We start from the raw sequence: 25,379 nt of genomic DNA, 5'->3' as shown, positions 1-25,379 counted from the left end.
ATTCTCCGATCCACGTCCGTTGAAGGACGGCATCATCCGAGGCGTGGATAACAGCCCAGTTACAACGGGAAGTCGTGCTGCCGGTGGCTCCTGCCCGAGAGCCCCCCATCTCAGATGGGAGCAGCAGGAGCGCTGCGTGGAATTGCTGAATGTCTGATTGGCTTCTGCACTCCTCTCGCAACAAGGAGGAGCCATAGGAGCGAGTGTGCGGAGTCCCTGAACTTCGGACATGGGAACGGTGGTGTCGGGGTTGGATGCCTGTTCGCCCAATCATCCTCACCTGGATCTGCCGTTCCTTTTTGTGTCCGCCCCCGGAATTCCGCGACGAACCAAAAAAAGGCGCATCTGCGATGTCGCGTCTCATCCTGTACAACAGGCGACACCTATAATTCTTTCCTCGACGCGGTAAGGCCGCACCGCCCTCCGGGGCTAGTCGTGACGGCCTTTTTGCGCGACGGGGGCATGCATCAACCGCGCCTTCGTGGACGCAGGTCGGTGCGGCTGTCCCGCAAGTGCCGCCGCACCAACGCCCGAATGGATTCCCCGGACAACAAGGAGATGTCGTGCGTCGGCCTGTTCGCCCCACCCTTGCGTTCGACGTCCGCGAACGGCCCGAACGTCGTGGGCACACCTCGCCCGCAACTGCCTGTTGACTGACGCCTGCAGCACTTTCTGCAAGCGCCGGCCGCGCACTGCGCTCGACTGATTCACCCCATCCGGCGGCGTCGGTGGGCACCGATTGCAATCCGCGAAGGCGGATTCCCGATGGGCGATAAGGACATCGCCACGACACGGACGTCGCATCGGAAGGGATTTGGCCGATCTGCAACAGGCCGCGCACCGCGGCCGCAAGCTGCGCCGTGGCGCGCCAGTGGCAGCGCGCAACGGCGGACCGCGCACGTTCTCCACCGCCGGCACGGATGCCGGCGCGACAGGGAAGCCACAGGCGAGGAATGCCAACAGGGGACACGACGTGCCCCCTGTGATTCTTACGGCGGCGCGCGACGCGGCGCGTCAGGACACTGCCAGTGCCGCCTGGTGCACGCCCGCGATCGCGCGTCCTGACGGATCGGCGGCGTTGGCGAACGCCGCATCCCACGCGATCGCCGCCGGCGACGAGCACGCGATTGATTTGCCGCCGGGCACGGTTTCCGCGCAAGCCTTTCCGGGGAACGACTGCTCGAACAGCACGCGGTAGAAGTACGCCTCCTTGGTCAGCGGGGGGGTTACCTCAAACCGGGCCGCCGCGGTGGCCAGCTCGGCATCGCTGACGTGTGCATCGGCATGTGCCTTGAGCCCATCGATCCAGCCGTAGCCGACGCCATCGCTGAACTGCTCCTTCTGCCGCCACAGGATCTCGTCGGGCAGATAGCCCTCGAACGCTTCACGCAGCACCGCCTTCTCGATGCCGCGCCTGCCGTCGGGTCCGACCCGCACCATCTTGGCCTGCGCGTCCATGCGCATGGCCACGTCGAGGAACTCGACATCGAGGAACGGCACGCGTGGCTCCACGCCCCAGGCCATCATCGACTTGTTGGCGCGCAGGCAATCGAAGCTGTGCAGCGCGTCGAGCTTGCGGATGGTTTCCTCGTGGAACTGGCGCGCGTCGGGCGCTTTGTGGAAGTACAGGTAGCCACCAAAGATCTCGTCGCTGCCCTCGCCGGACAGCACCATCTTGACGCCCATCGCCTTGATCCGACGCGCCAGCAGGTACATCGGCGTGGACGCGCGGATGGTGGTGACATCGAACGTCTCGATGTGCCGGATCACTTCAGGCAAGGCATCCAGCCCCTCCTCGAACGTGTAGCGGAAGCCGTGGTGCACGGTGCCCAGCGCAGCGGCCGCCACCTCGGCGGCGGCCAGGTCGGGCGAACCCTCCAGGCCAATCGCGAACGAGTGCAGGCGGGGCCACCAGGCTTCGCCGCGATCGTCGTCCTCGATGCGTTGACGGGCGAATCGCGCAGCGCAGGCGGCCACCAGGGACGAATCCAGTCCGCCCGACAGCAACACGCCGTACGGCACGTCGGTCATCATCTGTCGATGCACGGCGCGCTCGAAGGCCTCGCGCAGTTCCTGCCTCGGTACTTCCACGCCGTGCGTGGTGTCGTAGTCGCGCCATGCGCGGTGGTAGTAGCGGCGCAGCTCGCCGGTCGCACTGTCGAACCAATGGCCCGGCGGAAACGCGGCGACGTCTTCGCAGATGCGCACCAGCGCTTTCATTTCCGAGGCCACCCACACCCGACCATCGCCGTCGTGGCCCCAGTACAGCGGGCACACGCCGATCGGATCGCGCGCGATCAGGTAGCGACCGCGCGCTCCATCCCACAACGCAAACGCAAAGATCCCGTTGATGCGATCCAGCCAGGCGCCGATGTCGCCATCGACGGCGTCACGGTACAGCGCGTTGATCACCTCGCAGTCCGAGCCACTCTGGAACTCATAGGGCGTGGTCAGCGCGCGCTCGAGGTCGCGGTGGTTGTAGATCTCACCGTTGACCGCGAGCGCCAGCGCGGCGTCGGCCGAACGCAGGGGCTGCGAGCCGCCGGCCGGGTCGACGATGGCCAGTCGCTCGTGCACCAGGATCGCGTTGGCATCGGCGTGCACGCCCGACCAGTCCGGGCCGCGGTGGCGCTGCCGGGCCGACAACGACAGGGCCAGGGGTCGCAAGGGGGTGAGGTCTGCGCCGGAGCGCAGGTCGAAGACGGACAGGATCGAACACATGGGCAACTCCGATTCGTTGGCGGTGGCCGACCGGTTGGCCGGGACCTGGCGGTGGAAAACGTCGTGACGGCGGTGGTGGATGGAAGTGCTACGGCGGCGCGATCCGGCCAGGCCCCAGAAACAAAAAGGCCCGCACTTTTCAGTGCGGGCCCTGGAGGCGTTGACCTTGGTTTCAGGTACTAATCGCCGGCCCGCGGTAAGCAGGTATTGGTATTGCGGCGATTGTTCAGCGTGCTGTTGACGGTGCCGGCAACCAGCGCACGCGCACGGCCACCGGTCACGGTGGAGGCGTCATGGGCGCGGGCGGCGGCGAAAGTCATGGGTCGATCCTGCCCGCTTCCCCGGTGGCTTGCAAGCGGCCCGGTGGCGACGGCGGCCCGCCGTCACCTGCCGTCGCGGTGCGCGCCATGGCAGCAATGGCCATCGGCTAAGCTCGCCCGAACACAGGGACAGGGATGCGGCATGGGGCGATGGATACGACGCGGCGCATTGGCGCTGCTGGGCTTGCTGTTGATCGGCGCGGCGACGGCATGGTGGCTGATGCGCGGCAGCCTGCCGCAACTGGAAGGGCAATTGCTTCTCCCCGGCCTTGCATCGGCCGTCACCGTGCAGCGCGACGCGCTCGGCGTGGCGACCATCGACGCCGCGAACGAGACAGACGCAATGCGCGCGCTGGGCTACCTGCATGCCCAGGAGCGCTACTTCGAGATGGATCTCCTGCGCCGCACCGCGGCCGGCGAACTGTCCGGGCTGTTCGGTTCGATCGCGGTCGAGACCGACAAGCGTCATCGCGTGCACCGTCTGCGCGCGCGCATCCGCGCCAACCTGGATTCGATCACCGGTAGCCAGCAGGCGCAGCTGCAGGCCTACACCGACGGCGTCAATGCCGGCGTCGCCGCGTTGCGCACGCGCCCGTGGGCCTACCTGCTGCTGCGCCAGCAACCCCAGCACTGGCGCATCGAGGATTCGGCGCTGGTCGGCTACGCGATGTACTTCGATCTGCAGGACGCCAGCAACGCGCGCGAACTGGCGATGTGGAAGCTCGAATCGGCGATGCCGCCGGCGTTGTACGCCTTGCTGGCCCGCGACGGCACGCGCTGGGACGCGCCGCTTCAGGGAACGCCGCGCGGCGATGCGCTGCTGCCCGACGCTGCCACGCTCGACCTGCGCACCCTGCCGATGCCGGCAGACGCGCAGTCGCTGGATGTCGGACACGACGGCGACATCGGCAGCAACAACTTCGCCGTCGCCGGTGCCCTCACCGGCGACGGCCGCGCGATCCTCGCCGACGACATGCACCTGGGACTGCGCGCGCCCAACCTGTGGTTCCGCGCGCGCCTGCGTTACCCCGACACGCGCGCGCCTGGCGGCAAGGTCGATGTCGCCGGGTTCACCCTGCCCGGCCTGCCGGCGGTGGTGGTCGGCAGCAACGGTCACGTCGCCTGGGGATTCACCAACGGCTACATCGATGCGGCGGACTGGTCGCGCATACCGGCGTGCACTACCCCGGAGGCCAAGGCCCTGCCGACCTGCACCACGCCGCCGCGCGTCTTCAAGGAAAGCATCGAAGTCGCCGGCGAGTCGCCGGTGGCGTTCGACATCACCGAGTTCGCCGACTACGGCCCGGTCATCTCCACCGCGGCCAATGGCGAGCGGCTGGCGTTGCGCTGGACCGCCCAGGCCGACCGATCGCTGAATCTCGATCTGACCGGGCTCGCGCATGCCGGCGACCTGGACGAGGCGCTGGCGTTGGCGCGCGACGTGCGCATGCCGACGCAGAACCTCCTGCTGGCCGACCGGAGCGGTCGCATCGCTTGGCGTCTGCTCGGTGGCGTGCCCCAGTACACCGCGCAATGCGATCCCCAGTTGTCGCTGTCCAACGGGCGCTGCACGCGCTGGCAACTGACGTCCGAACTGCCAGCGATGATCGTCGACCCGCCGCAGCACCGGCTGTGGAGCGCCAACAACCGCACGCTCGACGGCGCCGCGCTTGTCCAGGTCGGCGATGGCGGCTACGCATTGGGCGCGCGCGCACGGCAGATCCGCGACGGTCTGTTCGCCAGACAACAATTCGCCGAACGCGATCTGCTGGCGATCCAGCTCGACGACCGCGCCCTGTTCCTGCACCCCTGGTGGCGTGCGTTGCAGGAGCGCTCGGCAGCGGCAACGAGTACGTCGGCGATGCGCGAACTGGCCGATGCCGCCGGCACGTGGCAAGGGCGAGCCAGCGCCAATTCGGTCAGCTTTCGCATCGTGCGCGCGTGGCGCCTGGCGGTGCACGAGCGCCTGCTCGACGGCATGATGGCGCCGGCGCGCGCGCAGCTCGGCACCGACTTCGAACTGCCCGCTCTCAACCAGTTCGAGGGCGTGGCCTGGCCGCTGGTGCAGCAACGCCCTGCGCACCTGTTGCCTCGGCGCTACTGGAAGTGCGCGTCCACCGATGCGGCGGGCCAGGCAGCCTGCAACGCGCAAGGCTGGAGCGCCTTGTTCGAGGACGCGGCAGCCGAGGTTCGCGATGCGCTGCGCAAACAGGGCCCGCTGGCGCAGCGCACGTGGGGCGAGCACAACACCGCGGCGATCTGCCACCCGCTGTCGCGCGCCTTGCCCGGCGTCGCGAAACCGCTGCTGTGCATGCCGGCCGATCCGCTGCCGGGCGACGGCGCGATGCCGCGCGTGCAGCGATCGGACTTTGGTGCCAGCCAGCGGATGGTGGTGTCACCCGGCCACGAGGCCGACGGCATCGCGCACATGCCCGGCGGCCAAAGCGGTCACCCGATGTCGCCGTTCTGGGGCGCCGGCCACGACGATTGGGTCCAGGGACGCCCCACGCCGTTCCTTCCCGGAGCGACGCGCTACACGCTGCGGATGGTGCCGCGGTAACGCGGCAAGCCCGCCGCGCGGGTTGGCAGTGAGGCCGATGTAGGCGAAGTCGACGTGGGCGACGCCGGTTGGCTCCGCCCACACGCTCGTCCACACGCTCGTCCACACACCCGCCCCCGCAAGCCCCACGCCGCGCTGTGCGGCGCGCCGGCGGCGATCAACCCAACAGGCGTTCGATCAAGGTCAGGTAGAGGTCGGGCAGCGCTTCCAGGTCGACCACGCGCACGTGTTCGTCGACCTTGTGGATGCTGGCGTTGACCGGGCCGAGCTCGATGCACTGTGCGCCCAGGGGCGCGATGAAGCGCGCATCGGACGTACCGCCGCCGGTGCTCTCCTCCGGCGCGCTTCCGGCGAAGGCCCCCAGCACGCCGCGAGCGGCGTCGCGCAGCTCGCCCTCGGGGGTGTGGAACGGCTCGCCGCTGCGGTGCCAGTGGATCGCGTAGTCCAGGCCATGCGACTGCAGGATCGACTCGCACGCGCGCTCCAGTCGCGGTGCATCCCAGTGCGGGTTGTAGCGCAGGTTGAACAGCACCTGCAGCTCGCCCGGAATCACGTTGTTGGCGCCGGTGCCCGCATGGATGTTGCTGATCTGCAGGCTGGTCGGCGGAAAACTTTCGTAGCCCTCGTCCCAGCTTTTTGCCGCGAGTTCGGCCAGCGCTGGTGCCGCCACGTGGATCGGGTTGTTCGCTTTCTCGGGGTACGCGACATGGCCTTGCACGCCGCGCACGGTCAACGTCGCCGACAGGCTGCCGCGACGACCGACGCGCAGCAGGTCGCCGAGCACCGACTTCGACGACGGCTCGCCGGTCACGCACCAGTCGATCCGCTCGCCACGGGCACGGAACACGTCGGCCACCTTGCGCACGCCGTCGATCGCATCGCCCTCTTCGTCCGAGGTCAGCAGCAATGCCACCCGCCCGCGATGCTGCGGGTGGGCGTTGACGAAGCACTCCAGCGCAACCACGAAAGCCGCCACGCTGCCCTTCATGTCGGCCGCACCGCGCCCGTACAACACGCCGTCGCGGATCTCGGGAACGAACGGATCACTGGACCACGCCTCGCGCGGTCCCGGCGGCACCACGTCGGTGTGTCCCAGCAGCACGAGCGTCGGCGCGTCGTCGGCACCGTGCGTGGCCCACAGGTTGTCGACGTCGCCGAAACGCAGGTGTTCGCAGACGAAACCGGCGCGTTGCAGGCGGTCGGCGATCAGCGCCTGGCAGCCGGCATCGTCGGGCGTGACCGACTGCCGGGTGATCAGATCGCAGGTGAGTTCGAGCACATCGCTCATGCGCCGATTCCGAAGCGGGCCTTGAAGCCGTTGTCGCTGAAGCCCTGCGTCACGGTGCCGTCGGCGGTGACCACCACCGGCCGGCGGATCAGCTGCGGGTATTCCTTCAGCAGCAGCTTCCATTCCGCGTCCGAGCCGGGCGTCTTGCGGTTCGGCGCCAGGTTGCGCCAGGTGGTCGACGATTTGTTGATCATCGCCTCCCAACCGCCCAGCGTGTCTTTCCATCCCACCAATGTTTCCGGTTCCTGGCGCTGGTCACGGTAGTCGACAAAGGCGTGGGCGACGCCGAAGCGGTCGAGCCACTTGCGTGCCTTCTTGCAGGTGTCGCAGTTGGAAAGGCCATACAGGACGGTGCTCATCGAATCAGTCCGCCAGCCCGCGCAGCAGTTCGTTGATGCTGGTCTTGGAGCGCGTCTTGGCATCGACCTGCTTGACGATCACCGCGCAGTACAGCGAGTGGCTGCCATCGGCGGCCGGCAGTTGCCCCGACACCACCACGCTGCCCGGCGGCACGTAGCCGTAGCTGATCTCGCCGGTGGCGCGGTTGTAGATGCGCGTGCTCTGGCCGAGAAACACGCCCATGCCGATCACGCTGTGGTGACCGACGATCACGCCTTCGACGACTTCCGAACGCGCGCCGATGAAGCAATGGTCCTCGATGATGGTCGGCGTGGCCTGCAGCGGTTCGAGCACGCCGCCGATGCCGGCACCGCCGGACAGGTGGCAGTTCTTGCCGATCTGCGCACACGAGCCCACCGTTGCCCAGGTGTCGACCATCGTGCCTTCGCCGACGTGCGCACCGATGTTGATGAAGCTGGGCATCAGGACGACGTCACGGCCAATGTGCGCGCCGCGACGCGCGACCGCGCCGGGCACCACGCGCACGCCGAGCTTGCGGAACGCGGCTTCGTCGAAACCGGCGAAACGCATCGGGATCTTGTCCCAGAACGGCGCCGGCTCGGCGTCGACCAGTTCCATCTCCTGGGTGCGGAAGTACAGCAGCACGGCCTTCTTCAGCCACTCGTTGACCTTCCAGCCGCCCAGGCCATCGGGCTCGGCGACGCGGAACTCACCGGCCTCGAGGCCTTCGATGACGCGCTCGACCGCGGGCCGCGTCGAACCCTCGACTTCTTCCGGCGTCAGCATGGTGCGGCGCTCGAACGCGCTCTCGACCATGAACTTCAGCTCGTCGATGCCCGGGCCCTTGGGCTCTGCCTTCTTGCGGGAGGTCTTGCGAGCGGGCTTGCTGGTGTCGAGGCTCATCGGTTGTCTCCTTCGAGGCAGGCAAGCAGCGCGTCGCGCAATGCCTCCTGCCGGGTTGCATCGAGCGGCTGGTTGCGCCCGTCGGTGGTGGTGGTGATCTGGAACACGTCTTCGGCGCGCTCGCCGAACGTGGCGATGCGCGCGTCGTGCACGCTCAGCGCCTGGCTGCGCAGCACGTCGGCGACATCGGCAAGCAGTCCTGGCCGGTCGGTGCAGACCAGGCTCAGCATCGTGCGCGCGCCGGCCGCGCCGGCGTCGACGACATCGAAGCCGACCTGTGGGGAAATCCGGAAATGCCGCAAGTGGCGGGGCTGCGTGCGCCGCGCCGGCTTCACCGAGTCCAGTGGCCCGGCCAGCGCCTGCGCCAGCCGGCGTTCGATCTCTTCCGGTGCCGGCGGCGAACGCGGGTCGGTGGGGATCACCTCGAAGCTGTCGAAGATCATGCCGTGCGGGCCGTCGAGCACCCGGGCCTGCTGAATCGCCAGGCCGCAGCGATCGAGCGTGGCGACGATCGCAGCGAACAGACCCGCGCGATCGGGGGTGTGCACGAACACCTCGATCGCGCCGGCATGCGCGGCCACCGGGCGGGCGCGCACGCGCGTGTCGCCCAAGGCGACCTCCCGCAGCGATGCTGCCTGCCAGGCAACCTGGTCGGGCCGGCCGCGTTGGAAGCCGATCTCCGGCATGCGCGCGAACAGCGCCTCGATGCCTTCGTCGCTGACGCCGAACGCCGCCAGCATCGCGTGCGCGGCAGCACGCGTCTCGGCGCTGCGTTCGGTCGCCGCCAGCGGGTTCTCGAGCCCACGCCGCAATGCCAGGCGGGTTGCGGTGTAGAGGTCGGCCAGCAGCCGATCCTTCCACGCGTTCCACAATTTGGGCGACGTGCCGGCGATATCGGCACAGGTCAGCAGGTAGAGATGGTCGAGCCGCTCGCGATCGGCAACGCGGGTGGCAAAACGGTGGATGACCTCGGGGTCGGCGATGTCCTGCTTCTGGGCGGTCACGGACATCAGCAGGTGCTCGCGCACCAGCCATTCGACCAGCGCCGTGTCGCCCGCCGACAGACCCATGGCGGTGCAGAATTCGCGCGCGTCCACCGCGCCCAGCTCGGAATGGTCGCCACCGCGGCCCTTGGCGATGTCGTGAAACAGGCCGGCCAGCAGCAGCAACTCGGGCTTGCGCAGGCGTGGCCAGACCTCGTGGGCGAGGTTGAAGCGTTCGTCGGCCTGGCCGGACGCGAACGACGCCAGGTTCTTGAGCACGGCAAGGGTGTGCTGGTCGACGGTGTAGACATGGAACAGGTCGAACTGCATCCGCCCGGAAACGTTCGAGAACGCCGGGATCCATCGACCAAGCACGCCCAGGCGGGCCATGCGCGTCAGCGTGGCCACCGGTTGCGGACCGCGCAGCAGTTGCATGAAGCGCTCGCGCAGCGCGGGCGCAGCGGTATCGAACGACGGGATCGTCGGCAGGGATTCGGCCAGTGCGCGCGCGGTCTGCGAATGCAATCCAGCGATGGCCGGGCCGGTCATGCCGGCCGGATCGCCGTGCTTGGCCCAGGCAGCGAACAGCGCGAGCACTTCGTCTGCATCGGCCGGCCAAGGCAGCTCACCGACTGCCGCGTCGTGCGGACGCGCGGCCAGGTAGCCCCGACGCAGCTCGAAACGCGGCCCCAGCGGTTGCGGCTGCGCCTCGCCTTCGAGCTGCTCCTCGAAGCGTTGCAGCAGGCGTTCGCCAAGCCGCAGCACCAGCGCGGCGCTGCGGTAGAAGCCCTGCATCATCTGCTCGACCGCCAGGTTGTCGGCGTTGTCGACGTGCCCCAGACGGGCCGCCAGGGTCTTCTGGTGATCGAAACGCAAGCGCTCCTCGCGCTTGCCGGCCACCAGATGCAGGCCGAAGCGCAGCGTGGACAACGCTCGACGCTGGCGCTGCATGGTGGCCAGTTCGTCGGCGCCGAGCTGGCCCAGCGCCACCAGCGATTCGAAGTCGCCCGTGCCGATGATGCGCAGCGCCATCCAGCGCAGCGTCTGCACGTCGCGCAGGCCGCCCGGGCCTTCCTTGAGGTTGGGTTCGAGGTTGTCGGCGGTATCGCCATAGCGGGCGTGACGGGCGCGCAGTTCCTCGCGCTTGGCCACGAAGAACTCGTGCGCGGGCCACACCAGGTCGGGGCTGGCAGCCGCCTGCAGGGTGGCCACGGCTGAGGCGTCCGCCAGCAATGGGCGCGCCTCCAGCATGGCGGTCAGAACGGTGATGTCGGCGGCGGCCTCGGTGCATTGGCGTGGCGTGCGGACCGCATGGCCGACCGGCAGACCGGCATCCCACAACAGCGCGAAGAACCGGGCGAGTGCCTCGGCGTGGGCAGGCGACGCGGACGCGGCACCGTCGGCATCCGATGCGGTGTCGGCCGCCTCCGGCACCAGCACCAGCAGGTCGACATCGGATTGGGGAAACAACTCGGCGCGGCCGTAACCGCCCACCGCGAACAGTGCCAGCCCGGCGTCGGCAGGGATGCAGCGCAACCACGCATCCCGCACCTGGGCATCGACTGCCGCGGCGCGCGCGGTCAGCAGGCGATCGATGCCGGCATCGGTCGCCGGCTCCGAGCCTGCTTCCAGGACGGCTGCGGCGCTGGCATCAAACCGGCTTGCCAGCGTGGCAGCGGTTTCGGCCAGGCTGGTGCGCGCGGCGGCGGACCAGGCCGCATCGGCGGTTGCGTCGCCCGGACCGGTCGCGGCGCGCGCCCCCGCCGCCGGCACGACAGCACCCGGGCCGGTCATAGGTCGTTGTCGTCGCCGGGTACCCGGGTCAGGATCTCGACGCCGTCCTCGGTGACCGCAATGGTGTGCTCCCACTGCGCCGAGAGCTTGCGGTCCTTGGTCACCACGGTCCAGCCATCGGGCAGCAGCTTCGTGTGGCGCGCGCCCTCGTTGACCATCGGTTCGATCGTGAACGTCATGCCCGGCTTGAGCACCAGGCCCTCGCCCGCGCGTCCGTAGTGCAGCACTTGCGGGTCCTCGTGGTAGACGCGGCCAATGCCGTGGCCGCAGTACTCGCGCACCACGCTGAAGCGCTCGGACTCGGCATAGGCCTGGATCACGGCGCCGATGTCTCCCAGCGTCGCGCCCGGCCGCACCGTGCGGATGCCGCGGAACATCGCCTCGCGTGTCACGTCGATCAGGCGCTTGGCCATCACCGACGGAGTGCCTGCCACGTACATGCGGCTGGTATCGCCGTGCCAGCCGTCCTTGATGACGGTGACGTCGATATTCACGATATCGCCGTCCTTGAGGACCTTGGCCTCGCTGGGGATGCCGTGGCAGATCACGTTGTTGACCGACGTGCAGACGGTCTTGGGAAAGCCCTTGTAGCCGACGTTCGCCGGGATCGCCTGCTGCACCTTGACGATGTGCTCGTTGCACAGCCGGTCGAGTTCGGCGGTGGTGACACCGGGCTTCACGTGGGGGGCGATCATCTGCAGCACCTCGGCCGCAAGGCGACCGGCAATGCGCATCTTCTCGATGTCTTCTGGAGTCTTGATGGAAATGGCCATGCGGGGATTATCGCCCAATCACCGCTGCCTGAACGCGCCGGCGGATGCGACGGCCCTCTCTGCCAACCTGAACACAAGGATGAACGGCCGGGCGGGCCAGGTGCCGCACTGCGCCAACTTTGACGTAGTGCGCCAACTTTGACGCGTTGCGTCACCTACACTAGCGGTCGCCCCAGATGCGGGGCAAAAGTGTGATGCGAGTCACAAGATGGCGTGAAAGCTTTGCTGAACGCCGGGAAACCTGACCGATGGCGCAGATCGCGCTTGACGTTCATCACGACTCGAGAAGTTGGCACGGGACTTGCTGACAACACCCTGACAGATTTAACGGGGTTGACCACTTTTCGCGGCCAGATTTGCGCTGTCACGGTCGCAAGACCGACGCCCACGGCGCCGGTATCCCGCATGGATGCTGGGCGGAAACGCCCTTCACCCACCAGCAAATTGTCTCATCCATCGCCACTCCAAGGAAATCACCAATGCGTCTCTCCACCAAGGCCGTGCTCACCGCGGCTGCTCTGTCCTGCGTCCCGATGATCGCGCAGGCCGATTCCCAGTTCGTCAGCGGCGCCGGCAATGCCTCGGCCCACCTCGACTTCCGTATCACCGTGCCGCGCGTGCTGTTCCTGCAGGTCGGTACCGGTACCGCGTCGGCCAACAACGGCACGATCGACCTGATCGACTTCGTTGCCCCGACCACCACCATGGGCAATGGCACCGCGGTTGCCGGCACCGGCGGCGACGTCGGTGCGGGCACGGTCAGCGCCAAGGTCGTCGGCAACAACGGCGACGTGACGTTCTCCTCGACCACCACCGGCCCGCTCACCAGCGGCACCGACACGATCTCCTACAACGAGATCACCGCCACCGCCGCTCCGGTCGGCGGCGCGACCCTGCTGCCGCACCCCACCCTGATCGACGCCGGCACCACCAGCATCCCGCTGGCCGCCGCCGGTGCCACCAAGGTGGTCAACCGCGAAGCCCGCTGGACCTTCACCTACGACAACACCGCGATGGTGGCTGCCGGTACCTACGGCGGCGTCAACACTGGCCACGGCCGCGTGCTCTACACCGCTGTCATGCCGTAATTCGATCTCTGGCCGTCCACGGCCAGTGACGATGCGCGCGGATGGCCGGCCCAGGCCGGCCATCCGCCCGATTTCCGGACTGTCGACACCCTCACCTGGAGGCCGTGCCGGCAGGCCACCCCGGACCGGGACACGAGGACGCCGCCGCTTCGCGCGCGCATGTTGCTCACCACTCGTGCACCGTCCCCCCAGCACCATCGCACCCACCGACTCCCGCCGCTGATAACCGCGAGGCCGACATGAAGCCGCGTCTGTACGTACCGCGCCTGACGGCTCTCCTGCTGGCCGTCGCCCTGCCCGTCAGCGCGCCCGCGTTCGTGGTCAACATCAGCAGCGCCGGCGGAACCGCCGTGTACCTGCGGGTCGGCGACGGCGATGCGGGCACGTTCCAGAACAACAACCTGACCAGCAGCACCGGCAAGACGCTGGTGTCGCTGACGGTGCCGGCCGCGACCCTCGGCAGCGGCGTCAATCTGCCGATGACCAGCAACGCCACCCGGGCAGGCAGCTCGTACGAGAACTTCGCGTTCTGCAACGTACCGGCCGAGGTCTACATCGGCGGCTTCTACCGGCGCTCGGGCAGCACTACCCGCGTGGCAACGCTGGTCGCCACCGCGCCGGCCAACCTGACCACCGCTGGCGGCACCACCATCCCAAGCTCGCAGATCAGCTGGACCAGCAGCGGCATCGGCGACACCGGCGCACAGCCCGTGCCTGCCGGCAGCTTCAACGGCACAGGGGCGCAACAGACCCTGGCCAGCTTCAACGTCAACACCTGGCGCGAAAGCTGCCTGAGGTTCACCTACGGCAACGATGTCTTCCCCGCTGCCGGCGTCTACAACGGCACCGTCACCTTCACGCTGATCACGCCATGAGCCAGTCACTGCGCGCCCGCTTCGCCCAGGCCACGCTGATCGCCGCGCTCGGGCTGGCCGCCGGCCAACCGCTGCAGGCGGCGACGCACCGCATCGACGACAGTGCCACCCAGGTGCTGTCGAGCAGCGTGCGCATGCGCACCGATACCCGCCTGCTGCCGCGCAACGGCGAGCCGATGACCTGGACCGGCACCGTGGAGGTTCGCGTGCGCCTGGACCTTGCGCCGTGGCAGGGACGCAACGGCAAGATCTACATGACGCTTCCCAGCACCTCCGGCACACCGCTCACGGTGACCTGGGCCTCGCGCGGCCGGCTACTGCCGGGCGTGCTGCGCTCCGGCGAGCGGACATTGGTGCACGCCGGCCCGGTACCGACCGGGGTCGGTCTGTTCGAGGAAACCTTGCAGCTGCGGATCGACTCCGACGGCCGTGGGCTCGAGCGCCCGCAGCAACTGCAATTCGGTTTCGAAATCGACATGGAGTCCCCATGAAATTCCACTTCCCGGGCCGCCTCGGCCTGCAGCGCGCGTTGATCGCCGCGGCCCTGCTGTTGTTGCCCCTCTCCGCGCTCGCCCAAGGTTTCTCTGTACTGGTCACGCCGCCGCGCTTCGAAGACCGCGTCACGCCCGGCACCACCTGGCGCGACGTCGTCGAGATCAGCAACGTCTCCAACACCACCACGCGCCTGATGCTGCACACGCTGGACTGGACGCTGGACGCCCAGGGCCTGCCGCAGTTCACCGACGCGCTGGCGCCGGGCAGCTGCCGTCCGTGGGTCGGCATCGAAGCCGAGCAGATCGACGTTCCGGCAAACGGCAAGCGCCGCTACCGTTTCGAGGTGGCCGTGCCCGCGGATGCACCGACCGGCGAGTGCCGCTTCGCGCTGATGATCGAAGGCGAGCCGCAGGCCACGCGCGCGGGCATGCCCGTGCCGGTCAGCGGACGCATCGGCATCGTCGTTTACCTGGCCATTGGCGACGCCGCGCCGCGCCTGTCGGTGGTTGGCCAGTCGGCACAGACCATCGAAGGCCGTGACGTACCCGTGCTGCAGATCCGCAACGAAGGCAACGCGCACGGCCGCCTCGAAGGGTTCATCGAAGGCCGCGACGCCAGCGGCAAGCGCTTCACCTTCGCCCCGTCCAGCCTGCCGATCCTGGCCGGCGAGACCCGCGCCATCACGCTGAACCCGCAGGGCGACAACGCCACCACCGCCGCACCTGCGATCACCTGGCCGTTGCAGCTCAAGGGCCAGCTCGATTCCGCCCCACGGCCGCTGCCGATCGAGGCCAGCGTCGCGCGATGAAGATCAGTCGGGTTCCCGCCACGGCCACCTTGGCGTTGGCGATCGCAGGCGTGCTTGCCTGCCGCGCGGCGCAGGCCGGCGAAACACTGGATGCACTGGCCACGCTCGCCGCGATCGAACGCGGCGGCGCGGTGGCCCAAGCCGCACCGCCTGCACCCGTTGCGGCAACCGCCGCCGATGCCGCCCCTTACCGCGATCGCGTGTTGAGCAGCGAACAACTGCAGCCGTTGCCGCCCGACGAGGACGAACTCGACGTCGGCGATGGCCGGCCGTACTCGTTGTACGCCGAGCTGCTGTTGGGCCGCGATGACCGCGGCGGGCAGCGCCACGACGAGCAGGCGCTGTCTTTCGGCGGCCACTGGGACACCGTCAATTTCGGCAGCCTCAGCCTCGACGCCACGCTGCTGCGCAACGATCGCGACAACGGCGATGCCGACGACGGATTCCTGCTCGACCGGGGCAACCTCGGCGACGACAGCAGTGGCCGCGTGACCTTGTGGCAACGCGGCCTGCACATGCCCGGCGGCTGGCGGGTCGACAACGGCCTGGGTGTACTGGACAGCCCGGCGCTGCCGATGCAGCGCAATCAGTTCCGTTTCTTCCTGCCCGGCCTGCCGTTTGCCGGCGCCAGCAGCACGTGGCGCAACGACCTCACCGGCCTGCAACTGCAGGCAGCGCTGGGTCGTAGCGGCACCTACAGCGGCTACCGCGTCACCGGTTTCGACATCGCCGACGGTCACGTCGCCGCACTCGGCGCGCAGTGGCGGTGGGCGCCGGGCTGGAGCGGCGCGGCTGCGTTTCTCGGCACCCAGGGCGAACGGTTCGCCCACGGCAACCGCTTCGGACTGCCCGATGGCGACAGCAACGCGCTGTACGCCGCCACCGCCTGGCAGGGCGATCGCGAATCGGTGCAGGTCAACCTGCTGGGCAGCGAGGCCGAGGGCATCCCGACCGGTACCGACGGCGACGCACGCACGCGCGCGAACGGTGTCTGGATCGACGGCAATGCCACCCGCGGCCGCTACCAGCATAGCTACGGCATGTTCCGGCTCGAGCCCGGCCTGGCCTGGGGAGCGCAGCCGATCAGCAACGATGCCCAGGGCGGCTACTACCGCCTTGGCTATCAGTTCGCACGCTGGAGCTGGAACGCCGGCATCGACCGGATCGACTCGGTCAGTGGCAACAGTTTCGATGGCACCTACGCAACCGGCTACGCGCGTTACCAGGCCAGTAGCGTGCTGTCCTACGGCGGCAGCCTCAACCTGCGCCACTCCGATGAGGATGCCTGGAGCGCGCAGTGGTTTGTCGATCGCACCACGCGCCTGGGCCAGACGCGCGTGCAATACGACCAGTCGCACGGCGACGGCGGCGACAACTGGCAGTTCGGCATCGATCACGCACTGCCGTTGCGCGTCGGCTCGCGCTTGTCGGCGTCGCTGCAGCATGGCCGCATCGGTTACGACGATGGGCCCGCGACCAGCACCACCACGTTCGCACTCAACGGCGGCCGCGATCTTGGCGACCGCCTCAGCGTCGACGCCAACGTGCGCTGGACCGAGGGCAGCGGCAACGAAGCCCAGCGCGGACTTGACCTCAATCTCGGGTTGGACTGGCGCATCGCCCCCCGTTGGTCACTGTCCGCCGGCTACTACCAGAACGAAGGCGCGCGCCGCTCGCCATTCGTCCTGGACCCGCTGGCACCGGATCCGCAGTTCATCGAGCTGCCGCGCGATCGTTCGCTGTACGTGACGCTGCGCTACCAGCGCCACGGCGGTCGTCCGCAGGGGGTGATCGGTGGCGCCCCCGGCAGCGCGTCCGGCCGCGTCACCGGCACGGTGTACCTCGACGAAAACGCCGACGGCGTGCGCAGCGCCAGCGAACAACCCGCGGCCAACATCACCGTGCTGCTCGACGGCCGGTACAGCGTCCGCACCGACAACCTCGGCCATTTCGAGTTCCCCCGGGTTGCCAGTGGCCAGCACACCGTCACGGTGGTGACCGACAACCTCGCCCTGCCCTGGTTCATCGACCCGGCCGACGCACAGCGTCGCATCAACGTCGGCCTGCGCAGCGATGAGCACATCGACGTGGGCGCGCGACGCACGCGCTAGACCGGAAATGGCGGGCCAGGAGTAAGGAGCGCGTGGGCATCGGGGCTCGATTCCGTTGCCCCCGCCGTTGGCCGCGCAGCAGCGCGTGGCCAGCCGTGACAAGCCCCCGACGCCTCGCACCGACCTGTGCGCAGCTGAGTACCGAACCCAGCGCCGTGGCTGCGCGCCCGGCGCAGTCGAACACCGCCTCGCGCCGTGTCGAACGGCGCCTGCGCGTAGAACTGGAAAATCGTGTGCCTCACATAACGGGCGGCAACGGCAACGGCAACGGCACCAGCAACTGCGGCGGCATCAGTTCCGGCTACCGCGGCCGCAGGGGCAACAACGGCCGACGGCGGCAGCGGCAGCGGCCACCACGGCATCAGTTACGGCTACCGCTGCTGCAACGGAAACAACGAAAGCTCCGGCAACGACGCTGACCTCATAGGCACGATTGAGCGAAGCGAACCCCAAGGCAACAACGGCAACAGCGGCGGCGGCATCAGCTACGGCTACCGCGGCCGCAGGGGTAACAACGGCCGACGGCGGCAGCGGCCACCACGGCATCAGTTGCGGCTACCGCTGCTGCAACGGAAACAACGAAAGCTCCGGCAACGACGCTGACCTCATAGGCACGATTGAGCGAAGCGAACCCCAAGGCAACAACGGCAACAGCGGCGGCGGCGGCATCAGCTACGGCTACGGCAACCGCGGCCGCAACGGCAACATCGACAGTTCCGGCAACGGCGCTGCCGTCATAGGCACGGTTGAGCGAAGCGAACCCCAACGCAGCCAACCCGCCCACCACTGCGCCCCGGGAGCCACGCCAGCACTTGCTCCGCGAAGCGCCTCGCGGGAGCCAACGCAAATGCCGCGCAGGGAGCGAGCACTCACGCAACCCGCACGCTGCCCGCGCGTCGTTCACCCGCGTGCCCTTCACCCGCACGTCGTTCACCCGCGCATCGTTCACCCGCGCGCCCTTCACCTGCACGTCGTTCACCCGCGCGTCGTTCACCCGCACGTCGTTCACCCGCGCGTCGTTCACCCGCGCGTCGTTCACCCGCGCGTCGTTCACCCGCGCATCGTTCACCCGAACGCCTTGCTCACACCTCCACTGACCTCACCTTCTCCAATTGACTCCCTAGCCCTTCTTCGACCCCAAGGCCGCGTACGCCTCCCGCACCCGGGCCGCACCGTACTGGCGTTCCAGGCGACGGACGATGAAATGGCCACGCGCGATGCTTTGGAAGTGGCCAATGAACAAGGTGTTCAGTGCTGCGCCACTGACCGCGCCGATCACGGGAACGCTCTGCAACGCCACCTTCTTGCTGACCGTCACCGAGAACCGCGCGGCGATGCCGGCTATGAACTGCACGATGGCCGGCGCGCCCTTGCCGCTGATGCCGTGCGCCGCGATGTACTGCGCGGCCGCCGCGACCTGCTGCGCCAGCACCGCCCGCGTGGCGAAGTAGCCAGACTCGGCCCCATCGTCGCGATCGCCGCCACCGCCCATCGCCAACACCTCGAAACAGGCCAGTGCGGTGGCCGGATCCTGTAAGGACTCGCCCTCTGCTCGTGCGATCTCGGCGATCGAACGCAGGATCAGAGTCGTCGTCAATGGCAACTCCACAGCCAAGCCCATTGCACCAAACGCGCCTCCCGCCGCGCCCGTGGTCGCCACCGCCAGTTTGTGCAACCCGCGCCGTGCGGGCCGCCCAGCGGCGTCCTTGTCCAACGTCGCAGTGGCCACCCGCAGCGATTTCTCGAGCGCCGACTGCACCGTCGAATTGATCACCTTTGTCACCCCGCGGGGCAACTGTTTGCGGAACACGTACTCGATTGGCGCCCCGACCAGGTTGGCCAGTTGAGCCGCGATGCCCGGGTTCTCCAACAGGTCATGAGCTTGCCGCAGTTGCGCCAGGTCGGCGTCAGGCAAAACGGTGAGTGCAGTGTCGGAAGACGCCGCGTCGGAAGAACGGATCACAGGAAGATTCATGTCGGAACGATAGCCCAGCGGGCGGGCCCCGACGAGCCGGATCCAGCCCCCGCCCCGCCCGGCGGAATCTACCCGGCTTGCCGCATCGGTATGCGAGACTCCGCTTACTCAAGGAGGAGTCGACTCATGCGCGGATCTCTCGTTGTCGTAGCGCTTTGCGCCGCCGTTTCAGGCCCGCTCAAGGCGCAGTTGCCGGGAACCATCGTCGAGTTCCCGATCGCCTATCCCAACCAGCCTTCGGTGGAAACCGGCGCCTGCCATGCTGCGCCGACCGGCTCGACGCACGAGATCACCTTCGATGCCAAGGGCGGCCAGGATCTCTGGATCACCGGGCAGAACTACGACCAGGTCGTGAAGGTGGCCGAATCGGGAGCGATGACCTTCTACCCGATGCCCACCGGCAGCGGTCCCCACGGCATCGAATTCGACGGGGATCGCCGGCTTTGGGTAACGCTCGAATTCGCCGGACAGATCGTCCGCCTCGACGCAAACGGCCAGACCGATCGCACCATCGATGTTCGCCTCGACTGTCCTACGTGTCCCGATGGAAAGTTGAACACGCACCCGCACGGCTTGGGCCTCGGGCCCGACGGCATGACGCTCTGGTTCACCGGAAAGAGCACGGGAACGGTGGGCAAGGTCACCCAGGACGGCCAGGTGACGACCTACCCGCTCAAGACCGTCGGCAGCGTCCCGATCTACGTTCGCGCCGGCAACGACGGCTCGATGTGGGTCACCGAACTCGTCGGCAATGCGATTGCGCGGATCAAGCCCGATGGCACGGTCGACGAGTTCAAGATTCCCACCAACAACAGCCGCCCGATTGCCATCGTGCCCGAGCCCGGCAGTAGCGCGATGTGGTTCACCGAGGAGGCAGGCAACCGGGTGAGCCGCATCCCGGGCGACTGCACCTCGACAAACTGCGTGATCACGCAGTTCCAGCTGCCGATGTCCCAGTCGAACGTCATCCTGGCGGCGCTGGCATTCGATGCGGACAACAACCTCTGGGTGCAGCAGTACGTCGACCAGAACAATCCCACGCCCGCCAACCCCAGCCCGGCGGGCAGCGACTACATCGTCAGGATCGACAAATCCATCCTCACCGCCAACCCGGGCGATCTGTCCCAGGTCCCGATCACCTACTACAAGGTGCCCACCACGCAGACGGTGATGCACCGCATCGTGCAGGGGCCCGACGGCAACATCTGGTTCACCGAGCTGGGGTCGAACAAGGTGGGGCGACTGAGCCTCGAACCGTACGCCGACGTGAACACGGTGCCGGGGAAGCGGTGATTGCCCTGGTGGGCTGGCTGCTGCCGGTGGGCCAGGGCCCACCCTTCGTTTCCACGCCATCGAGCGTCAGTCGTCGTAGGGCGGGCTCAAGCCCGCCATCAATTCCCTCCGTCCCCTTTGATCGAGCGGTGGGGGGAACATCGTGGGCTGGAGCCCGTGCCGCCGGTGGGCCAGGGCCCACCCTACGTTTCCGCGCATCGAGCGTCAGTTGTCGTAGGGCGGGCTCAAGCCCGCCATCAATTCCCTCCGTCCCCTTTGATCGAGCGGTGGGGGGAACATCGTGGGCTGGAGCCCGTGCCGCCGGTGGGCCAGGGCCCACCCTACGTTTCCGCGCATCGAGCGTCAGTTGTCGTAGGGCGGGCTCAAGCCCGCCTTCCGTGGATTGGGTGGTGGTGGGCTGGAGCCCACCCTACGTGCTGCCGGTGGGCCAGGGCCCACCCTACGTTTCCGCGCCATCGGGCGTCAGTTGCCGTAGGGCGGGCTCAAGCCCGCCTTCCGTGAATGGGTGGTGGTGGGCTGGAGCCCACCCTACGTGCTGCCGGTGGGCCAGGGCCCACCCTACGTTTCCACGCCATCCAGCGTCAGTTGTCGTAGGGCGGGCTCAAGCCCGCCATCAATTCCCTCCGTCCCCTTTGATTCCCCAGAGGCATAAGAAGATGCGGAACGCGCATTGGACCGACCTTTGCTGCGATGCGACAAATGTCGGCCCGGCAGCACTGCCGGCCCTGCCCAGCGAACCCGTGACCGTGATCCAGCAAGGACTCCAGAACCTGCGTGCCAGTGACCGTCGGATCTCCGACGCGAGCTCCATGTGTCGACATCGGCATTCGTGTTGACACATTTCGCCACGCCCGTTCTGAACCCTGGTCCTGCCGTCATGCACCTGCATTGCTTCGCCTTCCATCACGCCTCTGCCATCGCCAACACCCGCTGCCGCGATCGCCATCCAGCGCGAATGACGCCGTGGTGTACGACCTCGATGGCGTCGATGTGTAGGCCGGCGGCATAGCGCCGCCGCGGCCGCCGCCCTTCTCGCTGAGCCGCCCCGAGCTTCACCCGAATCACGCATTCGCAGCGGCGCCCTCGTGGCGTACCGCCGCGCTTCCCTCCCCGTGCCTGGCCCTGTCTCGCGCTTGCATCGCGACGGGCCGCGCGTCGCTGCGAACGGATTCGCACTTTCCCGCTTTCCCTTCCGCTACCCAGGAGTTCGCTGTGCAATCCCTTGTTTCCGCGCCAGTCCGGCCATCCGTTTCCCGCATTTCCACACGTTATTCCACGCTCGCCCTGGCGCTGGCGGCCGTGCTTGCCACACCCGTCGTGCTGGCCGATGACGCGGTCGCCGCCGATCCAGCCACCGCGGCACCCGGCGTCAGTCTCGGTGCGGTGCAGGTCACCGGCACCAACCTCAAGCGCACCGACGAAGCCGGGGTGAACCCGGTGTTGGTGATCGACCGCGCGCAGATCGAGAAGAGCGGCAAGGTGTCGGTCTCCGACCTGCTGCGCAGCCTGACGGTCAACAGCGGCAACAGCTTCAACGAGCAGTACACCGGCAGCTTCGCCGCGGGCTCGGCAGGCGTGTCGCTGCGCGGGCTCAGCCAGAAGAACACGCTGGTGCTGGTCAACGGACAGCGCGTGGCGTCGTACGGGTTTGCGCAGGAAACCCAGGACAACTTCGTCGACCTCAACGCGTTGCCGTTGGGGGCAATCGAGCGCATCGAGATCCTCAAGGACGGTGCCTCGGCCTTGTACGGCTCCGACGCGATTGCCGGCGTGGTCAACCTGATCCTGCGCCGCAGGATCGAGGGCATCGAAGTCGATGGCAGTTTCGGCGCGGCCACCGAAGGCGGCATCAACCAGGGCAAGGTCGGGTTGCGCGCCGGCATCGGCGATCCCGATAGCGATGGCTACAGCCTGCGTTTCAGTTTCGATGCGCTCAAGCGCGGCCAACTCAACGCCGACGAGCGCGAACTGACCCGCGACGGCGACTACCGCGATCAGCCCGGTGGCAAGCTTGCCGGTTGGTCGACCCAGGGTGGCGGCTACCTCAGCAACCCGCGCGCGCCGGTGCGCTTCGACACCTGCCCCAACGGCACCGTCGCACGCCCCTACGCCGACTTCGGCAGCCCGCTGCCCGGCGAGGCGTGCGCGTTCAACACCCAGGCGTTCCGCACCCTGTTGCCCGACGCCCAGCGTTACCAGGCCTCGTTGGCTGGCGACGTGTGGTTCAACGACAACCTGCAGGGCTACGCCGAACTGCTGTACAGCCAGAGCCGCAACGGCGCGTTCTTCGGCCCGCCGCTGTCCGTCGGCGCCGGCCTGCGCGCGTACGACGCGGCCAGCGGCCGCCTGGTCGACGTGCCGGCGGTGTTGCCGCCCGGTCACCCGGCCAATCCGTACGGCGTCGCCACCCCGTTCGAGTACACCTTCCTCGACCTGGGTCCGCGCTACAAGACCAACTATTCGCAGTTCCAGCGCGCACTGGTCGGCTTGCGCGGCAAGGGCGAGGTGTGGGACTGGGAAGTCGCCGCAAACTATTCGCAGAGCGAGCAGCGCGAGTACGTGCGCAACTTCGTCAACCGCTATGCGTTCGAGCAGGTGCTGGCCGACGGCAGCTACGACTTCAGCAACCCGGCAAGCACCCCGGCGCCTCTGGATGCGCTGCGGCTGTCGACCCGACGCCCGGGCACGTACCGACTGGCGTCGGTCAACGCGAAGGTGTCCGGCTTCCCGTGGCAGCTGTGGGCCGGCGATGTCGGCGTCGCCGCGGGCGTGGAGTTCCGTCGCGAAACGCAGGACGCGCGCACCAGCCCACAGGTGCTGTCGGGCACCGAGCTGCGTCCGGCGATCAACCTGATCGACGGCACGCGCGACGTGTCGGCGGCGTTCGTCGAGCTGAGCCTGAAGCCGTTCGAGACGGTCGAGGTGCAACTGGCCGGCCGTGGCGACAACTACAGCGACTTCGGCAGCGCGTTCTCGCCCAAGCTTGGCGTCCGCTGGCAGCCCAGCGAAGCCTGGCTGCTGCGCCTGAATGCCTCGCGCGGCTTCCGCGCGCCGTCGTTGCCCGAGATCGCCCAGAGCACCACCATCAGCTACGGCGGCGTGATCGATCCGTTCGATCCGGTGCAGCCGGGTGCGACGCGTGGCGTGACCGTGCTGCGTGCCGGCAACCCGGACCTGCAGCCGGAGCGCTCCAGCAACATCAACCTCGGTGCGCTGTGGGCGCCCAACGCCGACACCAGCCTGGGCATCGATGTCTACCGCATCGAGCAGCAGGACCTGATCGGGTCCGACAGCGTGCAGAAGATCGTATCGAACCCGCAGCAGTACCCGGGCCGCGTGACCCGCGATGCGCAAGGCCGCTTGCAGCTGGTCGAGAACCGCTACACCAACCAGGGCACGCTGACCACGACCGGCTTCGACATCGAAGGCCGCAAGCGCTGGAGTGTCGGCAACAGCAAGGTGACCGTGGATGGTACGTGGACGCGGCTGCTGAGCTTCAAGCAGCCCGAGGCCGAAGGCGAACCCGCGCAGGAAGGCGCCGGTGGCAACCGCTTCGGCGCGCTGCCGAAGTGGCGCGGCATCACCTCGCTGGGGGTCGTACGCGGCGACTGGAATGCGCAGCTGAGCTGGCGCTACGTCGGCGGCTACGAGCAGCAGGTGGTGGGCGCAAGCAGCAATCCGGGGCTGCAGGCCAAGGTCGACGACAGCCACCGCTTCGACCTGTACGTGGGCTACGAAGGCCTGCGCAACACCACGCTGTACGCGTCGGTCCAGAACCTCGCCGACAGCCAGCCGCCGTTCGATCCGGCCGGTGGCGCACTGCCGTACGACATCAGCCAATACGACGCGCTGGGACGGTTCGTCACGGTCGGCTTCAAGTACAAGTTCTAAGAGGCCACGCGGACCTGCGCCGGAGTCGAATCCCGGCGTAGGTCACGATGCAAGGAAATGAAGACGCCCATCTGTCCAGCCGGACGGGTGGGCGTTCTTGTTGGCGCAGTTCCGGAGACGGCTAGATGAAAATCAGCACTGCCACTGTGTCCCCTTGCAAGACAGCAACTCCGGCACGCGCACTGCTGCTTCGACGCACGCACACCGCCGCGCCATTCACATCCACGTAAGGCTGCAGAGCCGGATACCTCTTCAAGACACTGGCTGCATTTGCCTCTCGATAGCCAGCACGGGTGCATGGATCCGTACCGCGCTGCGTGCCAGGGTCAAACTCGTAGATGAGTAACCTCAGCCCTTCCGCACCCAGCCTGGAACTCCGGTATTCCTTCTCGACAAGCTTGGCTTCACTCAAGTCGAATCCGACGATATCGACAAGTCGATCTGCCGGGGGCGCCATGTCACAAGCCGCGGCAAGGAGCGCCCATGTCAACACCAGCAGTCGCGCAAGATTGGTCTTCATGGCAGCTCGAATGAATGGTTGGTTGGCAACGCTACGACCTAACCAAAAGCGCCCAGTCGAGCGCGCCGATCCAGTTGGCGCCCCATCTCGTGACAGCGATTGAACATCACGCTCGCGCGGTGCGACCTCAGCGTCAACCTCAGGCCTGACTTCATTCACCGCCTGCATTTGAACCGGGGCTTCAGAGGAACGGCTCACTCCGCTCCCTCTCAAACGAACCCGAACGACAAAGCACACTTCAGGTGAAACAGGTCTGCTATGACGTGCGTGGGAAAGAACCCCCCTTCCTGCTCGTCAGACCATTTCACGGGCCACGTGATATCCAACTCGAAGAACTCCGGCGAGACCGCATCACGAACCTGGCTAATCTTCTCAACGCCACCAAGCCGATTCAGCAGGGATGGAACCACCTCATCAAGCCTGCACCCTGCATCAAGCTCAATCGCAAACTTCGCGAATGAACGCAACAGGACCGTCTCAACTCCCGGCTTAACGGGCGAACCACGCCGGCCCACGCTGCTCGCACTCACCCCAAGCAGCGCTTCCACTTGGCAAGGGTCGATTTCAAACCCTCGGAAGGTCAGCGATACGACTTTCCTTTTCATCACAGCCGTCATCGCT

The 25,379-nt window shown here is 67.7% G+C and carries 19 protein-coding genes; 9 read left to right on the top strand and 10 right to left on the bottom strand.

Going from position 1 to position 25,379, the window contains the following annotated elements; genetic code table 11:
• Positions 1-1,014: 1,014 nt before the first annotated feature.
• Positions 1,015-2,721, bottom strand: coding sequence for an asparagine synthase B (asnB, locus tag EER27_RS03005; protein ID WP_123086519.1), 1,707 nt, complete (start codon positions 2,719-2,721; stop codon positions 1,015-1,017).
• A 179-nt stretch (positions 2,722-2,900) separates the two neighbouring features.
• Entirely contained in the window at positions 2,901-3,041 is a 141-nt protein-coding gene (locus EER27_RS17050; RefSeq protein WP_190285616.1) for a hypothetical protein, read from the bottom strand.
• A gap of 142 nt (positions 3,042-3,183) precedes the next feature.
• Between EER27_RS17050 and EER27_RS03000 the strand changes: the two genes are divergently transcribed.
• The gene (locus tag EER27_RS03000) at positions 3,184-5,601 is read left to right on the top strand and encodes a penicillin acylase family protein (protein WP_123086518.1); all 2,418 of its coding nucleotides are present in this window, start codon (positions 3,184-3,186) and stop codon (positions 5,599-5,601) included.
• Between the two features lie 157 nt (positions 5,602-5,758).
• Here EER27_RS03000 and dapE read toward each other — a convergent pair whose 3' ends face one another.
• Genes dapE through map form a run of 5 tightly spaced genes read right to left on the bottom strand, consistent with a single transcriptional unit; the run spans position 5,759 to position 11,702 of the window.
• A complete protein-coding gene (gene dapE / locus EER27_RS02995) occupies positions 5,759-6,889 on the bottom strand; it encodes a succinyl-diaminopimelate desuccinylase (RefSeq protein WP_123086517.1) in 1,131 nt (376 codons plus the stop codon).
• The gene (locus tag EER27_RS02990; protein ID WP_123086516.1) at positions 6,886-7,248 is read right to left on the bottom strand and encodes a Spx/MgsR family RNA polymerase-binding regulatory protein; all 363 of its coding nucleotides are present in this window, start codon (positions 7,246-7,248) and stop codon (positions 6,886-6,888) included. The genes dapE and EER27_RS02990 overlap by 4 nt, the downstream gene beginning before the upstream one ends.
• Positions 7,249-7,252: 4 nt before the next feature.
• On the bottom strand, positions 7,253-8,173 hold the full coding sequence (dapD, locus tag EER27_RS02985) for a 2,3,4,5-tetrahydropyridine-2,6-dicarboxylate N-succinyltransferase (RefSeq protein WP_223807156.1): 921 nt from the start codon (positions 8,171-8,173) through the stop codon (positions 7,253-7,255).
• Positions 8,149-10,929 (bottom strand): [protein-PII] uridylyltransferase, encoded by a 2,781-nt coding sequence (glnD, locus tag EER27_RS02980; protein ID WP_123086514.1) that lies wholly within the window; start codon positions 10,927-10,929, stop codon positions 8,149-8,151. Before glnD ends, dapD begins: the two co-directional genes overlap by 25 nt.
• Positions 10,926-11,702 (bottom strand): type I methionyl aminopeptidase, encoded by a 777-nt coding sequence (gene map, locus EER27_RS02975; protein ID WP_123086513.1) that lies wholly within the window; start codon positions 11,700-11,702, stop codon positions 10,926-10,928. Before map ends, glnD begins: the two co-directional genes overlap by 4 nt.
• A 479-nt stretch (positions 11,703-12,181) precedes the next feature.
• Here map and EER27_RS02970 point away from each other — a divergent pair, with 479 nt between their 5' ends.
• The 6 genes from EER27_RS02970 to EER27_RS17550 all read left to right on the top strand — a co-directional run bounded on the left by EER27_RS02970 (position 12,182) and on the right by EER27_RS17550 (position 18,176).
• The gene (locus EER27_RS02970) at positions 12,182-12,790 is read left to right on the top strand and encodes a hypothetical protein (RefSeq protein ID WP_123086512.1); all 609 of its coding nucleotides are present in this window, start codon (positions 12,182-12,184) and stop codon (positions 12,788-12,790) included.
• 239 nt (positions 12,791-13,029) lie between these two features.
• Positions 13,030-13,665 (top strand): hypothetical protein, encoded by a 636-nt coding sequence (locus EER27_RS02965; RefSeq protein ID WP_123086511.1) that lies wholly within the window; start codon positions 13,030-13,032, stop codon positions 13,663-13,665.
• Positions 13,662-14,156: a hypothetical protein gene (locus tag EER27_RS02960; protein ID WP_123086510.1), complete on the top strand. Its 495-nt coding sequence runs from the start codon at positions 13,662-13,664 to the stop codon at positions 14,154-14,156. The genes EER27_RS02965 and EER27_RS02960 overlap by 4 nt, the downstream gene beginning before the upstream one ends.
• Positions 14,153-14,968: a COG1470 family protein gene (locus EER27_RS02955; RefSeq protein ID WP_123086509.1), complete on the top strand. Its 816-nt coding sequence runs from the start codon at positions 14,153-14,155 to the stop codon at positions 14,966-14,968. Before EER27_RS02960 ends, EER27_RS02955 begins: the two co-directional genes overlap by 4 nt.
• Positions 14,965-17,079, top strand: a complete 2,115-nt coding sequence (locus EER27_RS02950; protein ID WP_123086508.1) for a carboxypeptidase-like regulatory domain-containing protein — start codon at positions 14,965-14,967, stop codon at positions 17,077-17,079. The genes EER27_RS02955 and EER27_RS02950 overlap by 4 nt, the downstream gene beginning before the upstream one ends.
• 908 nt (positions 17,080-17,987) lie before the next feature.
• A complete protein-coding gene (locus tag EER27_RS17550; protein WP_190285615.1) occupies positions 17,988-18,176 on the top strand; it encodes a pentapeptide repeat-containing protein in 189 nt (62 codons plus the stop codon).
• A 23-nt stretch (positions 18,177-18,199) separates the two neighbouring features.
• Here the strand turns inward: EER27_RS17550 and EER27_RS02940 are convergent, their stop codons facing one another.
• Complete coding sequence (locus tag EER27_RS02940) at positions 18,200-19,054, bottom strand: EcsC family protein (protein ID WP_123086506.1); 855 nt, start codon at positions 19,052-19,054, stop codon at positions 18,200-18,202.
• 126 nt (positions 19,055-19,180) lie between these two features.
• On the opposite strand from EER27_RS02940, the gene EER27_RS02935 reads away from it, so the two are divergent.
• Both EER27_RS02935 and EER27_RS02930 read left to right on the top strand, forming a co-directional pair.
• Positions 19,181-20,347: a Vgb family protein gene (locus tag EER27_RS02935; protein ID WP_148040912.1), complete on the top strand. Its 1,167-nt coding sequence runs from the start codon at positions 19,181-19,183 to the stop codon at positions 20,345-20,347.
• A 1,299-nt stretch (positions 20,348-21,646) separates the two neighbouring features.
• Entirely contained in the window at positions 21,647-24,238 is a 2,592-nt protein-coding gene (locus EER27_RS02930; protein ID WP_223807136.1) for a TonB-dependent receptor, read from the top strand.
• Between the two features lie 121 nt (positions 24,239-24,359).
• Here EER27_RS02930 and EER27_RS16840 read toward each other — a convergent pair whose 3' ends face one another.
• On the bottom strand, positions 24,360-24,758 hold the full coding sequence (locus EER27_RS16840; RefSeq protein WP_148040911.1) for a hypothetical protein: 399 nt from the start codon (positions 24,756-24,758) through the stop codon (positions 24,360-24,362).
• 209 nt (positions 24,759-24,967) lie between these two features.
• A complete protein-coding gene (locus tag EER27_RS02925; protein ID WP_123086504.1) occupies positions 24,968-25,375 on the bottom strand; it encodes a hypothetical protein in 408 nt (135 codons plus the stop codon).
• Positions 25,376-25,379: the final 4 nt, after the last annotated feature.

Source organism: Montanilutibacter psychrotolerans (assembly GCF_003719825.1).
Lineage (GTDB): Bacteria > Pseudomonadota > Gammaproteobacteria > Xanthomonadales > Xanthomonadaceae > Montanilutibacter > Montanilutibacter psychrotolerans.
The sequence above is the reverse complement of the archived record's forward strand: the minus strand, read 5'-3'. Positions and strand labels throughout refer to the sequence as shown.

Excerpts from the sequence above, each read along its gene's own strand:
- glnD (WP_123086514.1), bottom strand. The coding sequence starts at position 10,929 with ATGACCGGCCCGGGTGCTGTCGTGCCGGCGGCGGGGGCGCGCGCCGCG.
- EER27_RS17050 (WP_190285616.1), bottom strand. The coding sequence starts at position 3,041 with ATGACTTTCGCCGCCGCCCGCGCCCATGACGCCTCCACCGTGACCGGT.
- EER27_RS03000 (WP_123086518.1), top strand. The coding sequence starts at position 3,184 with ATGGGGCGATGGATACGACGCGGCGCATTGGCGCTGCTGGGCTTGCTG.
- dapE (WP_123086517.1), bottom strand. The coding sequence starts at position 6,889 with ATGAGCGATGTGCTCGAACTCACCTGCGATCTGATCACCCGGCAGTCG.
- EER27_RS02940 (WP_123086506.1), bottom strand. The coding sequence starts at position 19,054 with ATGAATCTTCCTGTGATCCGTTCTTCCGACGCGGCGTCTTCCGACACT.
- EER27_RS02925 (WP_123086504.1), bottom strand. The coding sequence starts at position 25,375 with ATGACGGCTGTGATGAAAAGGAAAGTCGTATCGCTGACCTTCCGAGGG.
- asnB (WP_123086519.1), bottom strand. The coding sequence starts at position 2,721 with ATGTGTTCGATCCTGTCCGTCTTCGACCTGCGCTCCGGCGCAGACCTC.
- EER27_RS16840 (WP_148040911.1), bottom strand. The coding sequence starts at position 24,758 with ATGAAGACCAATCTTGCGCGACTGCTGGTGTTGACATGGGCGCTCCTT.
- map (WP_123086513.1), bottom strand. The coding sequence starts at position 11,702 with ATGGCCATTTCCATCAAGACTCCAGAAGACATCGAGAAGATGCGCATT.
- EER27_RS02990 (WP_123086516.1), bottom strand. The coding sequence starts at position 7,248 with ATGAGCACCGTCCTGTATGGCCTTTCCAACTGCGACACCTGCAAGAAG.
- EER27_RS02935 (WP_148040912.1), top strand. The coding sequence starts at position 19,181 with ATGCGCGGATCTCTCGTTGTCGTAGCGCTTTGCGCCGCCGTTTCAGGC.
- EER27_RS02950 (WP_123086508.1), top strand. The coding sequence starts at position 14,965 with ATGAAGATCAGTCGGGTTCCCGCCACGGCCACCTTGGCGTTGGCGATC.
- EER27_RS02970 (WP_123086512.1), top strand. The coding sequence starts at position 12,182 with ATGCGTCTCTCCACCAAGGCCGTGCTCACCGCGGCTGCTCTGTCCTGC.
- EER27_RS02965 (WP_123086511.1), top strand. The coding sequence starts at position 13,030 with ATGAAGCCGCGTCTGTACGTACCGCGCCTGACGGCTCTCCTGCTGGCC.
- EER27_RS02960 (WP_123086510.1), top strand. The coding sequence starts at position 13,662 with ATGAGCCAGTCACTGCGCGCCCGCTTCGCCCAGGCCACGCTGATCGCC.
- EER27_RS02955 (WP_123086509.1), top strand. The coding sequence starts at position 14,153 with ATGAAATTCCACTTCCCGGGCCGCCTCGGCCTGCAGCGCGCGTTGATC.